Consider the following 20525-nt stretch of genomic DNA (forward strand, 5'->3'; position numbering starts at 1 on the left):
CAACGCTTACAAAGAGAATTATTGCTTTTTGCGAGTGCCATTTGTTTTATTGTATATCAACGTTTTAAATGAGCTTTTTTGGTTCGGCCTGTATCACGGAAAACATACAATAGGTCAACAGGTATGGGGCGTCCGTTCAATAATACGCGCATGGATAACAAGTCACTTATACTAAATAATATAGGCAAATGGATTAACCTGACTGAGGCGGAAGCCGATCATTTCACTTCGCTTTTAAAACCCGTTACTGCTAAACGTAAAGAGTTGATATTGGAAGCAGGCGAAATTTGTCGATATTCTTATTTTGTTACGAGCGGCTGTTTAAGAGGTTACACGATAGACGCTAATGGTTTCGAGCATGTACTAAATTTTGCTGCCCCAAACTGGTGGATAGCTGATATGTACAGTTTGCTTAGTCAGAGACCAGGGAACACTTATATTCAAGCCCTTGAACCAACCAGCACATTGGCGCTTTCCAAGGATGCTCAAGAAAGACTATATCGAGAAATTCCAGCGTTTGAACGCTTTTTTAGAATTATAACAGAAAATTCACTTGTATCATTTCAGCAACGCTTATTAGATAATTTAAGTCTTACGGCCGAAGAACGTTACCAGAACTTTTGCAAAAGATATGCTGGGTTGACCGACAGCATTCCGGCCAAGCAAGTAGCCTCTTATATTGGCGTAACACCCGAGTTCTTAAGCAAAATGAAGCACAAGCTTCTGTATAAAAAGTAGCGCGCCGGATCTTCCTATTCGATTTCTTAATCTACATTAAGCTCGGAAAACTCTTTCGTGATTACCTTTGTTATCAATAAATTACAAAAACGATGAACACAGAAAGGCAAAAAAGTCCGACTTACATACTTTATAAAAACGACAGCCGCGGCACGGCTAATCATGGCTGGCTTAAGAGCTTTCACACGTTCAGTTTCGGGAGCTATTATAATCCCGAGCGCATCCGATTTGGTGCATTGAGGGTTTTTAATGACGACTTTGTTGAAGGGGGAATGGGATTTGGAGAACATCCGCACGACAATATGGAAATCATATCGGTGCCCCTAGAGGGCCTGTTGGAGCACAAAGACAGCTTAGGAAACACCACACTTATCAAACCCGGCGAAATACAAGTAATGAGCGCGGGAACGGGCGTTTATCATACCGAGTATAACAAAAACCGCAGAGAACCCGTAAAATTCTTACAGATTTGGATTTTTCCGAAAACACGTAACGTTCATCCACGGTACGATCAGCTCGATTTCTCCTCCAAGCTTCAACAAAATAAGCTATTGCAAATTCTATCCCACAATAAAGATGATGAAGGCGTTTGGATTCATCAGGATGCTTGGATGAATATAGGCGCATTCGACCGTGATCATCTAATAGAATATACCTTAAAAAAAGAACAAAACGGCTTATTTATTTTTGTTATTGAAGGAGCTATTCAGATTGAGAATTATACGCTTAGCACGCGTGACGCAATTGGTGTTTTTGGACTGTCACAGGTTAAAGCGACCGCTATTGACAATTGCAAAGTGCTATTAATTGAGGTGCCTCCTTTTTTGAATTGACATAAGTGATATGAAAGAGAAAGAAATTATGGTTGTTTGTACGCATCCCGATGTGTTGTCGACCATCTTACGCTTAGTTAATAGTCGTTTACAATGGAATGCTACCGGTGCGAGTGATTTTAAGGAAGCATACGAATTAGGCAGAAAGCAGTTATTCGATCTGGTTCTTATCGGTGCTGGGCTGAGCGACGAGGAAGAAGCAGCACTGATAAGCGAACTGGGTGAAGCCAAATGCATTAGACACTATGGGGGTGGCAGCGGCCTGCTATATGCCGAAATAGAAGGGGCATTATCGCACGCTTAATGGTCGATCAAAAAGTCCCTGTCATTTGCCAGTACAGCGCTATTATACGATAAAGGGAAAATGTGCGTTCAAAAAAGATAATATTTCACAGAATGTACTAACTTTGGCGTACCATGTATATTATAAAGGTAAAAGGCGTAGCAAAAATTCCAGATTATGTACAGTTGCGTGATGAAAACTTTACGTTATTAGCATACTTCCGTGTCGACAGACCCGATAAGTCGTTAGAAAAAATCGGCTTAGCAGATAAAGCATCGTATATAATGAAAATAGTAGACGAATTGCCTTTTGGAAAAATAAAAGAAATACAACTATAACATGATCCCAAGTACCGTTATCAAGCTTAAAAATATAGACATCTATCAACAAAAGCATCTGGTGCTTTCAAATGTCAATTTACAGATAGATTCAGGGGAGTTCGTTTTTATGATTGGACAAACCGGCTCTGGAAAAAGTAGCTTACTGAAAGTTATCTATGGCGATCTTCCTATATCAACAGGAGACGGGCTGGTTGCGGGCTTTGACCTTGGCAGACTGCACGATAGAGATATCCCATTTTTACGAAGAAAACTCGGAATTGTTTTCCAGGATTTCCATTTGCTTACCGACCGAACAGTGGAGAAGAACCTGGAATTTGTAATGCGTGCGACCGGTTGGAAAGACAAAGGCTTAATAAGAGAACGTATGTTCGACGTATTAGACAAAGTGGGGCTGCGATCGAAATTGAAAAAAATGCCCCATGAATTATCAGGAGGCGAACAACAGCGGGTTGTAATTGCCCGTGCCTTATTGAACGACCCCGAGGTAATTTTAGCAGATGAACCGACCGGCAATCTGGACCCGAATACTTCGGAAGAAATTGTTTTGCTATTAAAAGAAATCAGTCGTGCCGGCACGGCGGTTTTAATGGCTACGCACGACTACCAAATTATCCGAAACATGCCTTCCCGTATTGTTAGAACAGAGTCCGGCGTATTACACGACAACGTGACAATCTCCTAATTGTACATTTGGCTATCAAGAATCAAAAGCTGACATCTCTTGACAGGATGCGTCATTTTGTTGCAAGCAAAAGAGAAAGACTGACAGAGTGTCCGCCCCCTAGGCCTTGGCAAAAAATTTGTGCAAACAAAGATATTTTGAACTGCTTTTTAGAATTATGGAAGAACAACGTAAAAAGGAACATATTGAGGAAAATCAAAACCTCGAAAACAAAGATATCGCAGAAGAATTGGAATCTGTAAACGAAGCACGCCAACATAACAAAGTGGGCCTCGATGACCAGGCCGAGGAAGCGGAAACGCCTATAGAGGCTGGACAAGACGACAAACTTCAGCAGGAATTGACAGAAGCCAATAACAAGTATCTTCGTTTATATGCAGAGTTCGATAATTATAAGCGCCGTACTTCCAAAGAACGTGTAGAACTGTTGCAGACTGCCGGAAAAGAAGTGATTGGAGATCTATTAACGGTTCTCGATGATTTTGAACGTGCGCGGAAGGCCATGGAAAATGCGGAAGATGTAAGCGCTGTAAAAGAAGGTATCGAACTTGTTTACCATAAGCTTAAGTCTATCCTTAATAAAAAAGGTCTAAAAGAAATGGAATCGGTAGGACAAGAGTTTAACGCTGATCTTCATGAAGCAATAACACGGATTCCTGCCCCAACACCTGACTTGGTTGGAAAGATAATCGACGAGGTAGAGAAAGGTTATTTCCTTAACGATAAAGTTTTGCGCTACGCCAAAGTAGTGGTTGGTAGCGAATCAGTATAAAGATGGCAAAGAGAGATTATTACGACGTATTAGGTGTATCGAAAAATGCGGAACAAGCTGAGATTAAATCGGCTTATAGAAAACTTGCAATAAAATATCACCCGGATAAAAATCCCAACAATAAAGAAGCAGAAGAAAAGTTCAAGGAAGCTGCCGAAGCTTATGAAGTACTAAGCAATCCGGAAAAACGCCAACGCTATGATCGCTTCGGCCATGCGGGAAACAGCGCAAGCGGCGGCTACGGAGGAGGAGGCATGAACATGGAGGATATCTTCAGTAATTTCGGAGATATCTTTGGTGGAGGCAATCCTTTTGAGAGCTTCTTTGGTGGAGGACAATCGCGAGGTGGAAGGCGAGTTGTAAAAGGCACAAACCTTCGTATTAAGGTTAAACTTACCTTAGAGGAAATCGCTAAAGGCGTTGAGAAGAAAATCAAGGTAAATAAACAGGTGGTTTGTAAAACCTGTGATGGCAGCGGAGCTAAAGACAGATCCTCGACATCGACGTGCCGAACTTGCGGTGGTACCGGTAGTGTTAGAAGGGTTACCAATACCATTTTAGGGCAAATGCAAACCACAAGTACTTGTCCTACATGTAATGGTGAAGGAGTCGAGATCACGGCGAAGTGTACGACTTGCCATGGCGAAGGCTTAGTACGTGGAGAAGAGACTATCAGTATAAACATCCCCGCAGGTGTGAGCGAAGGGATGCAGCTATCCATGAGTGGAAAGGGAAATGCTGCTCCTCGCGGAGGCGTTCCCGGAGATCTTATTATATTAATTGAAGAAATCCCACATGAAATTCTGAAGCGTGACGGAAACAACGTTATCTACGATTTATATATAAGCTTTGTTGATGCTGCACTAGGTGCCAGTATAGAAATCCCAACCATTGACGGTAAAGCAAAAATAAAGATAGACCCCGGCACACAAGGGGGAAAAATCCTTCGTTTAAAAGGGAAAGGTGTTCCTGAAGTGAATTCTTATCACAAAGGGGATCAACTAATCTATGTAAATGTATGGACACCAAAAGCGCTTTCACAAATAGAAAGAGAACAGTTGGAAAAATTGAGGGAGTCTCCCAATTTCAAGCCCCAACCTGGGAAAAATGAAAAAAGCTTTTTCGAACGCGTAAAAGAATTTTTCGAATAATCCCCTATAAAACAATAAAAAAGCGCCGATCGTTCCGTTTGGCGCTTTTTTATTTTCCTCCTATTTTATTCAAAATAAGCCATTCGAATCTGTACATTTCCGTGTCAACTGACAGCAGCCCGCTGACCATTTGTCAATAATTGACAAAAATAGACAAGTAGTCAGTTTTTAACAAAGTGCCAATTTTGTCATTTTAAAAACATACCATCTATAGATTAATAAGTTATATAATTGTTTAAAAAATCAAATTAATTTTCATTTTTCAACTATTGTCATAGAAGTTTAAGATTGGCGCATAAACAACTTCATAGGCACAAAAAGCTCCTACTTGGCATATATATTGACTAATACGTGCCAAAGGTCAGTAATAATACCGACCAACACGTTAACAAATTTATATTAAACATGAAAAAATTATTTTTAACTCTAACTGCCGCTGTAGCATTAACTTTTGCAGCAAAAGCACAAACAGAACAAGGAAAGCTTTTCTTAGGTGGATCTGTGGGCTACAATTACAATAAAGTCAACGGCACGGATCATTCAAATCAAGATTTTAATATTGTTCCTAATATTGGCTATTTCATCAACGATAATTTTGCAATTGGTACAGGTATCGGTTATAGCTATGGGCAGTATTATAATGGCCAAGATTTAAAAGTTAAGCAAGGAGCTTTTGTAGTAGCGCCATTCGCACGCGCCTATAAAGGAAATGAAATGTTCAAATTCTTTGGTCAACTTTCCGTTCCGATGGCATGGGGAAACACTAAAGTTGATGGAACCAAAGTGTCAACTACCGCCAGTTACGGTGTACAGGTTTCACCTGGTTTAGCATTCTTTCCTCATAAAAATGTCGGTATTGAATTAAGTGTGCGTGGTCTTTACTATGGTAATGACAGAATTAAAAATGAAGGAACCGGCGCCAAAACAATCACTAACTCTTTTGGCTTAGCAAGTGATTTCTTTGCCCCTCAGTTAGGAGTACAGTTTTATTTCTAAACTTTTTACCTGATTGAATCAAAAGGGATGTGCTTTGGCATATCCCTTTTTTTATGCTTAAGTCTTGGCTCGTCCGCATCACAAGCCTATTATGTTTAATATGTTGTAACAAATAAGCGCTTACTCTATCTAATCTTCACAAAGAAGAATGTTCATGCTATCCATCAACAACATCGTAAAGCAATACGCAGCGCATCGAGCTCTAGACGACGTCTCCATGCATATTGAAAGAGGCACTATCTTCGGTTTGCTCGGGCCTAACGGCGCAGGAAAGACTTCCCTTATTCGGATTGTTACACAAATCACAGCTCCAGATAGTGGACATATATTATTCAACGGCGTAGCACTTCAGCCAGAACACATCACTAAAATAGGCTATCTGCCCGAAGAACGGGGTCTATATAAAAAAATGCAGATTGGTGAGCAGCTGCTCTATTTGGCACAACTGAAAGGCCTGTCAAAAGAGGAAGCAAAAAAGAGAATCAAACATTGGTTCGAAAAGATGGAAATGCAGTCGTGGTGGAATAAAAAAGTGGAAGACCTAAGTAAAGGAATGCAACAAAAGGTACAATTTGTAGCAACAGTACTCCATCAACCTGAACTGCTGATTTTAGACGAACCCTTTTCTGGCTTTGATCCGGTTAATGCCGAAATAATAAAAAAGGAAATCCTCGAGTTACACAGTAACGGTACAACTATTATTTTTTCCACCCATCGGATGGAATCTGTAGAAGAACTGTGTGATAACATTGTGCTGATTAATAAATCAAGGAAAATATTAGATGGTGCGGTTGCCGATATAAAAAACAGTTATCGGGAGAACAAGTATAAAATCACCTATGCCGGTTCTACGCTGATCGATCAAAACGAAGCCCTATTCTCCGTAGAAAAACGGCATAACGGAGCCTATAACACAACACTTCACATAAAAGTGATGGAAGGAAAAACCATCAATCATGTACTCTCCTATCTACTTCCACGGGTGGAGATCCAACATGTAGAAGAAGTCGTTCCCACCATTCATGAAATTTTCATAAAAGAAGTCACTTCTATCAACGCCAACTAATAGCCTCATGAATAAAATATTACTTATTATACAACGTGAATACCTGAGCCGCGTAAAAAAGAAGTCTTTTTTGGTTACCACCTTCCTTGTTCCCTTCTTATTTATAGCGATGTATGCGCTCATTTTCTATGTTGCATTAAACAATCAAGAACCCATTACCACGGTATACGTGGTTGACCAGTCGGGATTTATTTCCGATGAGCTCAAGGACACGGAGCATTTACTGTTTCTACAAACGAATGAATCAGTCGAGGCGCTGAAAACCAAGATGGAACGCGGCGAAACCAGCTCCCTGCTGCTCGTTATCCCGAAGAATGTCGCCACTTCTCAAACGGTTGAGCTATATGATACGGAAAAAAAGGGGATTGGCACAATTAATACGCTAAAGACAAAACTGAACGATATTCTCAAAGCCAAAGCCTTAACCGATGCAGGAATCGATGTAACTCTTTTAAATGGGATTAAAGCCGATGTATCGATTAAGTCGAAAGAGCTCACGGTAGACGGTGAGAAGGACAGCAATGTAGGTACCGCCATTGGCATCAGTTTTGGTCTTTCAATTCTCATTTATATATCGCTATTTCTATATGGAAATCAGGTAATGCGTGGCATCATAGAAGAGAAGAGCAACCGCATCATTGAAGTGATCATTTCCTCCGTGAAGCCTTTTCAGCTTATGATGGGGAAAATTATTGGCGTCGGTTTGGTGGGCGTCACGCAATTTGTTTTATGGATTATTCTTTCCGTAAGTTTAATGGCAGCAACTTCTGCCGTTATAGCCGGATCAAATCCTCAAATGCAATCCATAGCCGCTTATCAAGAACAATCTACGGCTGATGCCGTCGGAGAAAATACGGAGGAAAGACAATCAAAAATTGATAGCATTGTAGAACAAATAAAAGCAATCGATTATCCTTATGTACTAAGTTGCTTTTTAATTTACTTTATTGGTGGATATCTTCTATATAGCGCCTTGTTTGCCATGGTAGGCTCGGCAGTCGACAGTGAAACAGAAACGCAGCAGTTTATGCTGCCTATTATAATGCCTCTGTTATTTACCTATATGCTGTCTTTCTCGGTACTGATCAATAACCCACACGGCTCCTTGGCTTTCTGGCTGAGTATGGTGCCTTTCACATCGCCCATCGGCATGCTGGTGAGAATCCCTTTCGGCGTACCCCTTTGGCAGCTTTTACTCTCTATTTTTTTATTGGTTGTTGGTTTCTTATTAACAACTTATGTAGCGGCAAGAGTGTATCGGGTAGGTATTCTGATGTACGGTAAAAAGGCAAGTTACAAAGAGCTGTTCAAGTGGTTCAAATATAAAGGTTAGTTGAGTGGAACCAGTTTTTTATAATTTTTGCAATTCTATTAGGAAAGGAAACAAATAAAGGGCAATTTTGTGCTATTTATTTCGAATACTTATTATAGATGAATCAAGAAACGCGCGACAAACTGAACATCCTCAATGAAAAGACAAAGGGAAAGTACAAAGCCCTTCTTTACGACTGCGACGGCACATTAGCCGATAATATGCTAGCCCACAAATTATCCTATAAAGAAGCAGCGGCCAAATACGGCATCGATCTCGATACCGCTATCATCGACGAGCTTGCCGGTTGGCCCACACGACTTGTTGCTGATGAAATCAGCAGACGATATAATGTGATGTTGCCCGACACGTTTTCAAAAGAAAAAACCGCCGTATTTTTTGAAAAGTACATTGACACAACTGAGCCTATTGCCTATGTAACGGAGCACCTGAAAGCCAATGCAGGCGACGTACATATCGGCGTAGTATCTGGTGGCACACGTACCACCGTGCAAAGAACCTTGTCGGTATTAGGTCTGACAGACTATATAGAAGTACTCGTCTGCGCCGGTGAAACGCCTAATGGCAAACCCTTTCCTGACCCTTTTCTCGCTGCCGCCGAAAAACTGGGCGTAGCGCCGAAAGACTGTATCGTCTTTGAAGACGGCGATCCAGGGGTGGCTGCTGCAGAAGCGGCAGGAATGGATTGGATACGGATTGATCAAATTTAGCGCAATTAAGGATCGCGTCAGATCAACGACGATCGCTTTACTAAAAAAACAAATTCACCTCACTAAAATCTGGTTTTTTTTATGGAGATTTGCTGTGCTTGATAGAGCTATGTAAAGACGTTGGCAGACTAACCAGCAAGCTATTTAACACTTTTTTACATTTATATTAGCCATTCATTTTAGATATTTACCGCATGTTTAGAAGAATTAAGAGTAAGCTTCTTCGTTACTTTCTGATTTTCATTTATTTCGTCATAATCTTCTTATGTGCGATCGAACTAAATTTTCTAGGTCTCTTCGGCTATTCCCCAACATCAAAAGACATCAAAGCACCTACCCTCAATATCGCATCTGAACTGTATACGGCTGATGGTAAACTAATTGGTCGCTATTTCAGGGAAAATCGCTCGCCTGTGGTTTATGATAGTATATCAAAAAGCATAACACAGGCCCTTATTGCCACGGAAGACATACGTTTTTTTAAACACCGTGGTGTTGATTTTATCGCAGTAATATCAAGCGCGCTGTCTACCGCACAAGGCGAGAAGCGAGGCGGCAGTACGATCACGCAGCAACTTGCAAAAAACCTTTTCCGAACCCGGTACAGCCAGTCTGCGGGATTACTGGGACACATCCCCGGGGTCCGGATGTTAATTATTAAAATAAAAGAGTGGTTCACTGCAATCAAATTAGAACGCCGATATAGTAAAGAAGACATCTTAACGATGTATTTAAATACGGTCTCGTTCGGTAACAACACCTATGGCATCAAAACGGCCGCAAAGCGCTATTTTGACCGAAACACCAACGACGTCACGGTTCCTCAAGCAGCGCTGTTAATAGGGATGTTGAAGGCGACTACCCTCTATAATCCGGTGCGAAATCCGGAACGCTCCCTAGAACGACGCAACGTCGTTCTTTCACAAATGCACAAGGCGGGCTTTATTTCTTCGCCACAACTCAAACAGTACAAACAATCGCCTATCGATCTCAGCTTAGGCACCGTGGGTGAAGCAGGGAAAGAAGATTCTTATTTGAGAGGCGCCGCAGAACGATTTATTGAAAAATGGTGTACCGAAAACGGTTATGATCTCTACGAAGACGGCCTTAAAATCTATACAACCATTGATTCCAAATTACAGGGCTATGCGGAGGAAGCCGCTTACGACCAGATGGCGGTCTTACAAAAAAGACTCGAAAATGTATGGGGAAACGAGTTGCCTTGGCGAGATTCGAAGGGAGAGGTCATTGAGAACTTCCTGGAAAATCTGGCAAAAAAACTTCCGGTTTACTCGTTCTTAGATAAAAAGTTCAATCAAAATGCGGACAGTATCCATTTTTATTTAAACAAACCGAAACAGATGAAGGTCTTCACGTGGGACGGCATGAAAGAAGTCGAATATTCAACGATGGACTCACTGGCACATTATGCTAAAATGCTTAACACGGGAATGATGGTGATGGACCCCTATAATGCGGAAATAAAAGTGTGGGTTGGCGGTATCAACCACCAGTTTTATAAGTACGACCATGTTAATCAAGCAAAAAGACAGGCAGGATCAACGTTTAAACCTTTTGCTTACCTGACAGCGCTGGAGCAAGGCATGTCGCCTTGCGATAAATTCGAGGACAAAGCAGTAAGAATCGATTATGTAGAAAACGGCGAGTCGAAAACTTGGGAACCAAAAAACGCCGACTGGACTTTTTCTGGAATAAACATGTCCTTAAGATGGGCGATGGGTCGATCCATTAATTCAGTGACTGCTCAAATAACAGAAAAGGTTGGCTGGGACAATGTAGTTAAGACGGCGCATAAATGTGGGATAACCAGCCATCTAGAGTCGGTTCCATCGGTAAGTTTAGGGTCGAACGATGTAACAGTTTACGAAATGGTGGGTGCCTATGCAACCTTTTTAAACAAGGGAAACCATGCAGACCCGATTCTGGTGAAGCGGATTATGGATCGGGACGGGAAGCTGCTGGTAGAATTTAAGCCGGCAATCAAAAAGGTTCTCAGTGAGGAAATTGCCTGGTTGATGACTTATATGCTGCGGGGAACAATGGAAGAACCGGGCGGTACTTCACAAGCCTTGTGGGAGTGGGACCTTTGGAAAAATAGAAATCAAATCGGCGGAAAAACAGGTACATCTTCCGACTATGTTGATGGTTGGTATATGGGAATCACAAAAGATTTGGTAGCAGGCGTATGGGTTGGTAATGACGAGCGGAGTATACATTTCCGGAATTCAGCTACCGGTGAAGGTTCACATACGGCCCTACCCATCTTTGCGAAATTCATGGAAAAATTATACCACGATCCAAAAAGCGGCTATACCTACGGCCCTTTACCGGAGCCAACGGTACCCATTACGCGGGAATATAACTGCCCAAGCCCGCGAATAAGAATAGCAGATAGTACACGGGTAGACACGCTGCCCCGTATTTTAAGCCCAGTCATTGGTACCCATAACGACGAAGAGCTTGAAAGGATTAACCAACAACTGAAACCGCAGCAGAACGAGTAATTGATTTGCTGCTTACTATTGTGTAAATAAATACTAAACGCTAAATTAGTCTCCCAAACTGTACCTAAGCACTCATATGAAACACCTCATTTCGGTAAAAAAGAGATTTCGTAAAGTCATTTGTTTGATCACGTTATTATTTTGTTTCATACCTACGGTTTTTGGTCAATATTTTGGCCAAAACAAAATGCGATATAAAGCCTTGGATTTCAAGGTAAAGCAATCTCCGCACTTTGATTTTTACACCTACCTCCGGAACGACAGTCTATTGACCCGCTTCATGCAGGAGAGTGAGCTTTGGTACGAGCTGCATCAACAGGTCTTTAGGGACACCTTCTTTCGTAAAAACCCACTTATTCTTTATAATAACCATCCGGATTTCCAACAGACTACGGCCATTGGTGGCGAAATAAGTATAGGTACTGGCGGTGTTACAGAAGGCCTAAAAAATCGGGTGGTCATGCCGATTATGCAGATCAATAACCAAACGCGCCATGTTCTGGGACACGAATTAGTCCATGCCTTTCAATACCACACCTTAATTGAAGGCGATTCAACGAGATTAGAGAATATTGGAAATCTTCCCTTGTGGATGGTTGAGGGAATGGCAGAATATTTATCAGTCGGCAAAAAAGACGCTTTCACCGCCATGTGGATGAGAGATGCCTATTTAAACAAGGATATTCCCAGCCTCAGGGATTTGACGGAGAGCAACAGGTATTTTCCTTATCGATACGGGCAAGCGTTTTGGTCTTACGTCGGCTCTACTTATGGAGACACAGTGATCGTTCCGTTCTTCAAAAATACGGCTAAATATGGATACCAAGCGGCTATTAAATACACCTTCGGCTACGACGAACCCACCCTGTCTAATTTATGGCGCACCAGCATTGAAAACGCTTATAAGCACTTGTTGGTTGACACCGCCCAGGTGCCTAAGGGGCAAATGATCATTAACAACAAAAATGGTGGCAACATGAATGTATCGCCCACCATTTCTCCGGACGGCAAATATGTGGCCTTCCTATCAGAAAAAGACCTCTTTAGCATCGACCTTTTTTTGGCAGATGCGCGAACAGGGAAGATTATTCGAAAGCTTAGTAGCCGACAAAACAATTCGCATATTGACGAGTTCAGCTATATAGAAAGTGCTGGTTCTTTTTCTAATGATAGTAAGCGCTTCGCTTTCAGCATTTTTAGTGAGGGACGGACCAAGCTGTTAATAGTAGATGTTGAAACGGGAAAAACCCTTTCAATTGAAAGCATGGGAGATGTAAGTGAATTCGCCAATATCACTTGGTCGCCGGATGGAATTCATGTTGCTTTTTCAGGATTAAAAAATGGGCATAGCGACATTTATTTGTATAATTTGTCCAATAAACAGCTGACACAACTCACGGACGACTGGTACTCAGATTACCATCCCAGCTTTTCACGGGATGGCAAGAAAATTGTATTCAGCACCGATCGTTTAAGTTTGGAGAGCGGCTACGAAGGCGTTGACATCCCCTTGGGATTAGCGATTATAGACCTAGCTACAAAAGAGATTCAGCAGATTGATATTTTTGCGGGCGCCAACAATTTGAACCCGCAGTTCTCTGCAGACGACCAGCAGCTTTATTTTTTGTCAAACCGAGATGGCTTTAGGAATCTATACCGTCATACGCTCTCCTCCGGAAAGACGGAACAACTTACCGATTATTTTACCGGAATCAGCGGAATTACCGAGTATTCACCCGCATTGAGCGTGTCTGCCAATGATGATATTCTCTACTCCTATTATCGCACGCAAAAGTATACCATTTACAATGCCAAGCCGAGCGACTTTACGGCAAAGGAAGTATCCAACAACGACGTGAACTTTGACGCAGCTTTATTGCCTCCGCCCCAGTCACTCGGCGTAGACGTCGTTAACAGTAATCTTAGAAACTACAATATTTTTGGACGTATAGATACCGCTGCAATAAAACCGGTGCCTTACAAACCACAATTCCAGCTAGATTATTTACAGGGAAGCGGCGTCGGGGTAGCGGTAGGTAGCAGGTATGGCGCCGGATTATCTAGTGGTATACAAGGAATTTTCTCCGATATCCTAGGACGAAATCAATTGTTTGCTGGTGTTGCTATTAATGGAGAAATCTATGATTTCGGGGGTCAATTCGCCTATATTAATCAGAAAGGAAGGATTAGTTGGGGCGGTTCCATTTCGCATATCCCTTTTATGTCGGGATTAATGAGCTATGGAAATGAAGAAATAAACGGAAATACCTATTTAACCGAAAACACCGACATCATTCGTACCTTTCAAACACAGGTGGATGCTTTCGCAGCCTATCCCCTATCCAGAACAACGCGTTTTGAATTAGGCGGTGCATTAGCCCGCTATAGCTATCGGATTGACCGCTTCACCAATTACTATGATCCAAACGGCTTTTATTTTGTGGGCAGCGATAGAAGGAAGATATCAAAGGAAGAAGCGAGCAGAACCTATGGCGGCAATTTCAACTCATTTACCTTGCAACAGGTAAACGCCGCTTTTGTAGGTGATAACTCTTATTTTGGCGTAGCTGCTCCGCTGAGCGGTTACCGTTATAGGCTATCTGCCGAAAAGTATTTTGGTGATTTCAATTTTACGGCCTACACAGTGGATCTCCGAAAATACCACCGCATAAAACCCGTTTCTTTGGCTGCACGTGCCTACACTTACATGCGCGTTGGCAGCGGTGAAGACCAACTATATCCGCTCTATATAGGCTATCCCTTCCTGATACGGGGCTATGAATCAGCTTCCTTTTATAACAATAACAGCAACGCTTATGAAGGCTTCAACGTCAATCAACTGATGGGATCCAGAATAGCTGTCATGAACCTTGAAGCAAGGCTTCCTTTTACCGGACCGGAAAAACTGGCAGCATTTAAATCGGGGCTTCTTTTCTCTGATTTGAACGTGTTTTTTGACATGGGACTCGCTTGGAGTGCAGGGGATAAAGTTGCATTCAAAACGGATCCAGCGCGTATCGGAACAGAAATAAGGGAGGACGGTTCTAGAGTTGACATTTATGAACGCGTTCCGGCTATGAGCGCAGGCGTTTCTCTACGCGTTAATATCTTCGGCTACTTTGTTTTAGAACCCTATTACGCCGTACCGTTTAATCGCAAAGACCTCAAGTTTGGCACTTTTGGACTTAACTTTGCTCCTGGATGGTAGCTTGGTTTAGTTCATTATTGGTTATTGTAATTCGTTGCTGGTTTGTTCATAGAAAAAAGCCTAAAGCTCCTTTTTTCTTACACCTTACTTCCTATTGCCTATTCCCAGACTACTGGTTCGATTGTAAAGAGCCACTCATAAACGACGCCGCCACTCAATCATTAGCTATTTAAAGAAAATAGTTACGGATAGTATAAGAGCAGCAACATTTTGCTTTCGGAGCATTTCGTAATCAGGCCGAGGCAGCTGTAAAGAGCCGCTACTAAACGGCTTCAACTGTCTAACAAGTTCCTAAATTTAACACAGGGTTTCAATTGTAACGAATTATGATCAGACCCGTACGGCGGAAAGGCGAGCAGATGCTTGCGTGTTGACTAGAAAATTATCGATTCCCAAGCCCAAGCTCAGATCTCGCCAATCTTTATTTGACGATCTAATGAGACGTTCTTTTTGAGAGCGCGTGAAAGTCGACAAGACCTTAAAACGACTCATACTTCGCTCTTCTGTATCGACCTCCTCAAAATAAACCAATCTCGATACCCGCGCTGTAGCGTCAAAAAAAAGTTGCTTATGTTCCTTATAGAACGCCATGGTTTTGATTAAGTCGTCAGTCAATCCCACATGTAGGCACTGGCGATTACAGTCTGTTAATATATATACAAATCGTTTCATAACAAATCACTAATATTTTTCGCTAATCAAATTTTATTTACTAACTTTATTGGCACAATAATACTAACAATATTAGTAAATACAAAATTATTTTAAAAATGAGCAATATCGCTTCAAATCTTAAGTACCTCAGGAGAAAAAAGGGGCACACACAGCAGCAATTTGCTGATTTAATGGAAATTAAACGCTCACTTGTTGGTGCTTACGAAGAAGATCGTGCGGAACCCAAATACGAATTACTAAAAAAATTCGCATCCTACTATGAATTGACCATGGACGAACTTGTCAACGAAAAGATCGACGATAAATGGAAACCAAGGCCGAAAGGGGATTCTTCGAGCGTAAGGGTATTAAGTATTACGGTAAGTGAAGACGATCGCGAAAACATTGAGCTTGTACCGGTCAAAGCAAGTGCCGGTTATTTAAACGGCTATGCAGACCCGGACTACATCAGTGAATTGCCTAAATTTAGGTTACCATTCTTTAAGCAAGGCACATACCGCGCTTTTGAATTGAAAGGCGACTCTATGCTCCCTCTGCAACCAGGCACCATTGTGATATGCGAATATGTTGAAGACTGGTTTGATGTTAAGCCCAATCAAACTTACGTTATTATATCGAAGTCAGACGGAATTGTTTACAAGCGCATAGCACATAAGTTTAAGGAGGAAAAAGGACTAAAGTTACTGTCTGACAATAAGGTTTATGAGCCTTATTGGGTAGAAACACCAGATATTTTAGAAATTTGGAAAGCGAAGGCCTTTATTAGCACGGAATTTCCTGAACCAATGGCAGAGCCTAGTTTGGAAACGCTTACCGCAATGATGGCCCAAATGCAAAAGACAATAAGCGGCATGAAAGCTGAATAAGCAACCTTCCGAACAGTACATTTGGCCGTGCTGCCATAGCAAATAAGTAATGGAGGCTTAATCCATATAAATTCCCACTTGGAAGCATCCCAAGTGGGCCAAGCTGTGCCCCCCACATTTCTTACAATTCATTCCCACTCTCTTTACAAAAAAAGCCTCCCAAGCAGGAGGCATAACCATTCAAGCCGTTTCAGTGTTAGGGAATTCGCTCATCCTTACAGTTTGCTTTAGGAGTCAAACCGTTCCAGCTGCTTCAATAAAGTTGCGAAGTCTTTAGGGTAACGGGCCTCAAAACTATAGTCCTTCCCGTTTATCGTGAAAGTCAAGGACCTAGCGTGCAGAGCAAAACGCCTCATTATAGGAAGCTCCTCTTGCCCTTTGCTTAACGTATACCCGCGCTTTATTTGAGAGAGATAAACCGGCTTGCCCTTATATAAACTATCACCTACGATGGAAGCATGTTGTGTTGCGAGGTGTATCCTAATCTGATGCATGCGTCCGGTGACCGGCCGGCACTCAACCAATGTATAATGCTTAAAATACATGAGCGACTTAAACCATGTCTCGGCAAGCTTTCCGTTAGCCTTGTCGATCGTCACGTTTTTATTGCCCAAGTTCAAAATAGGAAGATCCACCTTTAAATCTTCAAACACATGTGTCCCACCAATAATAGCGTGATACACCTTCTTTACTCGCCTTTTTTCAAACTCTATGGAAACAGCACGATAGGTTTCAGGATTTTTTGCGATTAAGAGCAGGCCCGAAGTTTCTTTATCGATACGATGACATACCTGTGCATCCTTATGGTACTGCTTAGCCATCCGAAGTATGTTAATCTCTCCTCCTTCCCTTTCATCCAACGAAGCAATGAAAGGTGGTTTATTAACCACAATCAAATCATCGTCTTCGAACACGATCATTTCCTTGAATTTGGGAAATTTAAAATTAAGCACTTTTTCTTCCATAGAAGTGCAAAGGTATAAAAAGACGATGAAATGTTCGTCAAACCTTAATCATTTACTTGTTACCTATGCCTGCACTAAAGGTAAAGCAATAAAAAATGAAGAGCCTTTTCCTTTTCCCGGGCTTTCGGCCCAAATTTTTCCATTATGCAATTCGACGAGGGTCTTTACAATAGACAAGCCCAAACCATTACTTCCTTCTTTGCCCGTTGGCACAGAACTGAGCCGAGCAAATTTCTTGAACAGTTTTTCCATATCTTGTTCAGAAAGGCCCTGTCCTTCATCTCTTATCTCGATCAACGCCTTATTCTCCACCTCCTTCGCGATGACCCAGATCGTTGTATCCGGATATGCATATTTGGAGGCATTGCTCAACAAATTCTCAAAAATCTCCCGCAATCTCATCTTGTCGCCGGCGATCGGCATGCGCACTGTACTTTCAAAAACGACCTGCTGCTTCTTTTGACTGGCTATGATTTCAAAATCCGCCAAAAGGTTACTGAGTAGCAAATCAAGCACACAAGGCTCCATTTTGAGCTTCATTTCTCCATCCTCAATCTGCGACAAGTTCAACAAATCGTTTAAGCTGGAAAGTATAAAGTCAGACGAATTAATAATTCTTTGTGTCATTGCCTGTGTGCCTTTATGTTCCTTGGCCTCGCGCTGAATAAGCTGCGCGTAAAGCTTAATAGACGTCAGCGGATTTTTAAGATCATGCACAGCAGCATTCATCAAATCGGTCTGTACACGTACCGCATTGCGTGTCGCCAACCGAAATTTCAACTCATCCATCACGATAGAAGCCAAGCTTTTCAACATCTCGATCTGTTTAGTAGACGGATATTTAGGCGTTGGGTGACTTACGCAAAGCGCACCGATCTTATATCCGTCCGGCGTCTGGAGAGGTGCTGCTGCATAGAAGCCGACACCTAGCTTCTGTAATAGGCTAGGATCTTCCAAAACATCAAGTGAGTCTTCGATATTATTGAAAACACTAACCGAATCCTGTAAAATTGCCCAAGAGCAAAGACTCTCGTCGCGGTTGGTGTACCGATCAAAACGTCCGGTTGTGTCTGATTTCAAAAATACGGTCTTTTCATCAACAAAAGATATCGAGGCACCCGAAACCTCAACCAATTCCATGGCCAGTTTCGCGATTTTGTCAAAAGCTTCTTCCGGAGGGGTATTAAGGATGTCGTACTTATACAGCTTTCTCAGCCGATCTTGTTCATTAGGCGGAATAATATTAAGCCATTTATGATAGATTCCCATAGGTAGCAATTGTCCTGTAAAGCTATAACTATAATTTCAACTATCTCTTTTAAGACCGTGTAAGCCCCGTAAGATGATTTTTTATTGACACAATTGCAAGATACGAAAAATGGATGAATGCAAAGAAGCCGAAGCTTTATGAGAACAGGTCGTTCTGCCGGCTGGGCGCTAATAAATATAACCGGATTAAAAAAAGGGGCCTGGAGCCCCTTTCAAAAAACAATGGATTTATGCGTCGAACTTATAACCGACTCCCTTTACGGTTGACACATAATCGTCTCCTATTTTCTCCCTCAGTTTTCGAATATGTACGTCAATGGTTCGATTGGTAACCACCACCGAATCTTCCCAAATGCTTTTCAATATCGTTTCTCTAGTATAAACTTTTCCAGGCTTAGAAGCTAATAAATACAACAGTTCAAACTCTTTTTTTGCCAGAACAATTTTTTCATTGTTCTTATAGACCAAAAAGGTCTCTCTATCAATTACAAGGTCGGCAATTTCGACTTTATTTTCTAAGGTCTCTTCGCCCTTACTGTTTCTTCTCAGGATTGCATTAATCCTACTGATCAGTGCCCTGGGCTTAATAGGCTTGGCGATATAGTCGTCTGCTCCTACGTTAAAGCCGGCTATTTCAGAATATTCTTCACTTCTAGCGGTTAAAAACACCATAAAGGTATTCTTGAATTCCGGCATGCTTCTCATGATTCGACAAGCCTCAATACCGTCCATTTTCGGCATCATGATATCGAGTATGATGAGGTCAGGATTTATTTTTCGTGCCATCGACACTGCTTCCTGTCCATTGGAGGCCGTAAAAACCGAATACCCTTCCCGCTTTAAGTTATATTCAATCAATTCGACTATATCTGGCTCATCATCAACCACTAATATCTTGTATTTAGCACTGCTCATGTTCAATAATTTTAGGCCTAAATTATGTACTTAATTACAAATAAAAGTTAAGGCAGTATTAACAAATTGTTAACGATAAGCTGTCGCGTTGACATCTAGTTAAAACTATAGCGTTTTTTCGAGAAAATCGGCCAATTTTTGACCCCTCAGATTTTTAGCGATGATAACTCCTTCGGGATTTAACAGAAACGAAGCCGGAATACTCGACACCTTATACAATTCAGCAGCCTTGCTGTTCCAGGCCTGTAAATCCGACACATGTGTCCAAGTCAAATGGTCATCTTTTATGGCCTTCAACCACGCCGCCTGATTATTATCTAAAGACACTCCTAATATCGTAAAATTCTGATCTTTATACGCATTGTATTGTGCTACAATGTTAGGATTTTCCTCTCTGCAAGGAACACACCAGGACGCCCAGAAGTCGACCAGCGTATATTTACCCCTGAAATCAGACAATTTCACCGTTTTGCCGGTTTGATCCATCAACTCAAAGTCGGGGGCCTTCTGGCCTACGGTCAATGGCTTCAGTTCAGCCATGTGTGTAACAAAGTCTCTCACGGCCGTGTTTTTGGGAAATTTATCCTTTATAGCGTTTGCATAGGCGATCATTTCAGTTTCATACTCCGAAGGATCCAGCGAATTGATGGCATAGAATCCCGCCAAATTATCTGTGTTTCGTTTTGAAAAGGCTAGCACCTCCTGCGAGAATTCGTCCAGATTCTTCTTATATTTCACAAACAGCTCATCCCTAATCTCTTTCTCTTTCGACGGCTCCTTCTTTAACCGCATTTGGAATTCGCCCTCAATTTCTCTGGAAATCGCCGAATAGCGTGCGTTGATCTCGCTGAACTCTTTGATTTTGTTGGAAATCTCTGATCCTGCTACCTCATAATTTCCGCTCGGATCTTTAATATTCGCTTTAAAGTTGACCTCCTCTCCGTTAGACAGCACAAAAAAGTAATTGTTATCACCCACTTTCAAATTGTAAAACTGCGCTACAGGCGCTGTTCTTCGAAACCTGAATTTATTGTCGTCATTTAAGAAAGCGGAATCTACAATTTCTCCTCCTTCGTATAAAAACACCTTTTTGACTTCATCGTTGTTGATTAGCTCCCCATTCAACACAAACTGGTCTTTGTTACTACATGCAGCCATCGCCAAAAGGCTTAAGGCCCATAATATCTTTTTCATCCG

19 protein-coding genes are annotated in these 20525 nt (G+C 41.8%); 14 read left to right on the plus strand and 5 right to left on the minus strand.

The window, feature by feature from the left end:
- Positions 1–150 precede the first annotated feature (150 nt).
- From EPX21_RS14340 to EPX21_RS14400, 13 genes are all read left to right on the plus strand, one after another.
- A complete protein-coding gene (locus tag EPX21_RS14340) occupies positions 151–738 on the plus strand; it encodes a Crp/Fnr family transcriptional regulator (protein ID WP_134090372.1) in 588 nt (195 codons plus the stop codon).
- Between the two features lie 92 nt (positions 739–830).
- Entirely contained in the window at positions 831–1571 is a 741-nt protein-coding gene (locus EPX21_RS14345; RefSeq protein WP_134090373.1) for a pirin family protein, read from the plus strand.
- 10 nt (positions 1572–1581) lie between these two features.
- On the plus strand, positions 1582–1875 hold the full coding sequence (locus EPX21_RS14350; protein WP_134090374.1) for a response regulator receiver protein: 294 nt from the start codon (positions 1582–1584) through the stop codon (positions 1873–1875).
- A 113-nt stretch (positions 1876–1988) separates the two neighbouring features.
- Positions 1989–2192: a fructose-6-phosphate aldolase gene (locus EPX21_RS14355; protein WP_134090375.1), complete on the plus strand. Its 204-nt coding sequence runs from the start codon at positions 1989–1991 to the stop codon at positions 2190–2192.
- A gap of 1 nt (position 2193) precedes the next feature.
- Positions 2194–2877: a cell division ATP-binding protein FtsE gene (locus EPX21_RS14360; protein ID WP_134090376.1), complete on the plus strand. Its 684-nt coding sequence runs from the start codon at positions 2194–2196 to the stop codon at positions 2875–2877.
- Between the two features lie 157 nt (positions 2878–3034).
- The gene (locus tag EPX21_RS14365; RefSeq protein WP_134090377.1) at positions 3035–3649 is read left to right on the plus strand and encodes a nucleotide exchange factor GrpE; all 615 of its coding nucleotides are present in this window, start codon (positions 3035–3037) and stop codon (positions 3647–3649) included.
- 2 nt (positions 3650–3651) lie between these two features.
- Positions 3652–4800, plus strand: a complete 1149-nt coding sequence (gene dnaJ, locus EPX21_RS14370; RefSeq protein WP_134090378.1) for a molecular chaperone DnaJ — start codon at positions 3652–3654, stop codon at positions 4798–4800.
- Positions 4801–5205: 405 nt separating this feature from the next.
- Positions 5206–5796, plus strand: a complete 591-nt coding sequence (locus EPX21_RS14375) for an outer membrane beta-barrel protein (protein WP_134090379.1) — start codon at positions 5206–5208, stop codon at positions 5794–5796.
- A gap of 154 nt (positions 5797–5950) precedes the next feature.
- The gene (locus tag EPX21_RS14380) at positions 5951–6862 is read left to right on the plus strand and encodes an ABC transporter ATP-binding protein (protein WP_134090380.1); all 912 of its coding nucleotides are present in this window, start codon (positions 5951–5953) and stop codon (positions 6860–6862) included.
- Positions 6863–6869: 7 nt separating this feature from the next.
- Entirely contained in the window at positions 6870–8195 is a 1326-nt protein-coding gene (locus tag EPX21_RS14385) for an ABC transporter permease (protein WP_134090381.1), read from the plus strand.
- A 98-nt stretch (positions 8196–8293) separates the two neighbouring features.
- Entirely contained in the window at positions 8294–8905 is a 612-nt protein-coding gene (locus EPX21_RS14390) for an HAD family phosphatase (protein WP_134090382.1), read from the plus strand.
- A gap of 194 nt (positions 8906–9099) precedes the next feature.
- Positions 9100–11430: a transglycosylase domain-containing protein gene (locus EPX21_RS14395; protein WP_134090383.1), complete on the plus strand. Its 2331-nt coding sequence runs from the start codon at positions 9100–9102 to the stop codon at positions 11428–11430.
- Positions 11431–11506: 76 nt separating this feature from the next.
- The gene (locus tag EPX21_RS14400) at positions 11507–14638 is read left to right on the plus strand and encodes a basic secretory protein-like protein (RefSeq protein WP_134090384.1); all 3132 of its coding nucleotides are present in this window, start codon (positions 11507–11509) and stop codon (positions 14636–14638) included.
- 330 nt (positions 14639–14968) lie between these two features.
- Here EPX21_RS14400 and EPX21_RS14405 read toward each other — a convergent pair whose 3' ends face one another.
- Complete coding sequence (locus tag EPX21_RS14405; RefSeq protein ID WP_134090385.1) at positions 14969–15310, minus strand: GIY-YIG nuclease family protein; 342 nt, start codon at positions 15308–15310, stop codon at positions 14969–14971.
- A gap of 98 nt (positions 15311–15408) precedes the next feature.
- On the opposite strand from EPX21_RS14405, the gene EPX21_RS14410 reads away from it, so the two are divergent.
- Complete coding sequence (locus EPX21_RS14410) at positions 15409–16179, plus strand: helix-turn-helix domain-containing protein (RefSeq protein WP_134090386.1); 771 nt, start codon at positions 15409–15411, stop codon at positions 16177–16179.
- Between the two features lie 227 nt (positions 16180–16406).
- On the opposite strand, the gene EPX21_RS14415 is transcribed toward EPX21_RS14410, so the two are convergent.
- The 4 genes from EPX21_RS14415 to EPX21_RS14430 form a co-directional block, all read right to left on the minus strand.
- Positions 16407–17144, minus strand: coding sequence for an RluA family pseudouridine synthase (locus tag EPX21_RS14415; protein ID WP_134090387.1), 738 nt, complete (start codon positions 17142–17144; stop codon positions 16407–16409).
- Positions 17145–17207: 63 nt separating this feature from the next.
- Positions 17208–18413 carry a GAF domain-containing sensor histidine kinase gene (locus tag EPX21_RS14420; protein WP_134090388.1) on the minus strand — a complete coding sequence of 402 codons (1206 nt, stop codon included), beginning with the start codon at positions 18411–18413 and terminating at the stop codon, positions 17208–17210.
- A 228-nt stretch (positions 18414–18641) separates the two neighbouring features.
- Entirely contained in the window at positions 18642–19328 is a 687-nt protein-coding gene (locus EPX21_RS14425; RefSeq protein ID WP_134090389.1) for a response regulator transcription factor, read from the minus strand.
- 105 nt (positions 19329–19433) lie between these two features.
- Positions 19434–20522 (minus strand): peroxiredoxin, encoded by a 1089-nt coding sequence (locus tag EPX21_RS14430; protein ID WP_134090390.1) that lies wholly within the window; start codon positions 20520–20522, stop codon positions 19434–19436.
- Positions 20523–20525: the final 3 nt, after the last annotated feature.

Origin of the sequence: Olivibacter sp. XZL3, from assembly GCF_004368405.1 — a bacterium.
Taxonomy (GTDB): Bacteria; Bacteroidota; Bacteroidia; order Sphingobacteriales; family Sphingobacteriaceae; genus Olivibacter.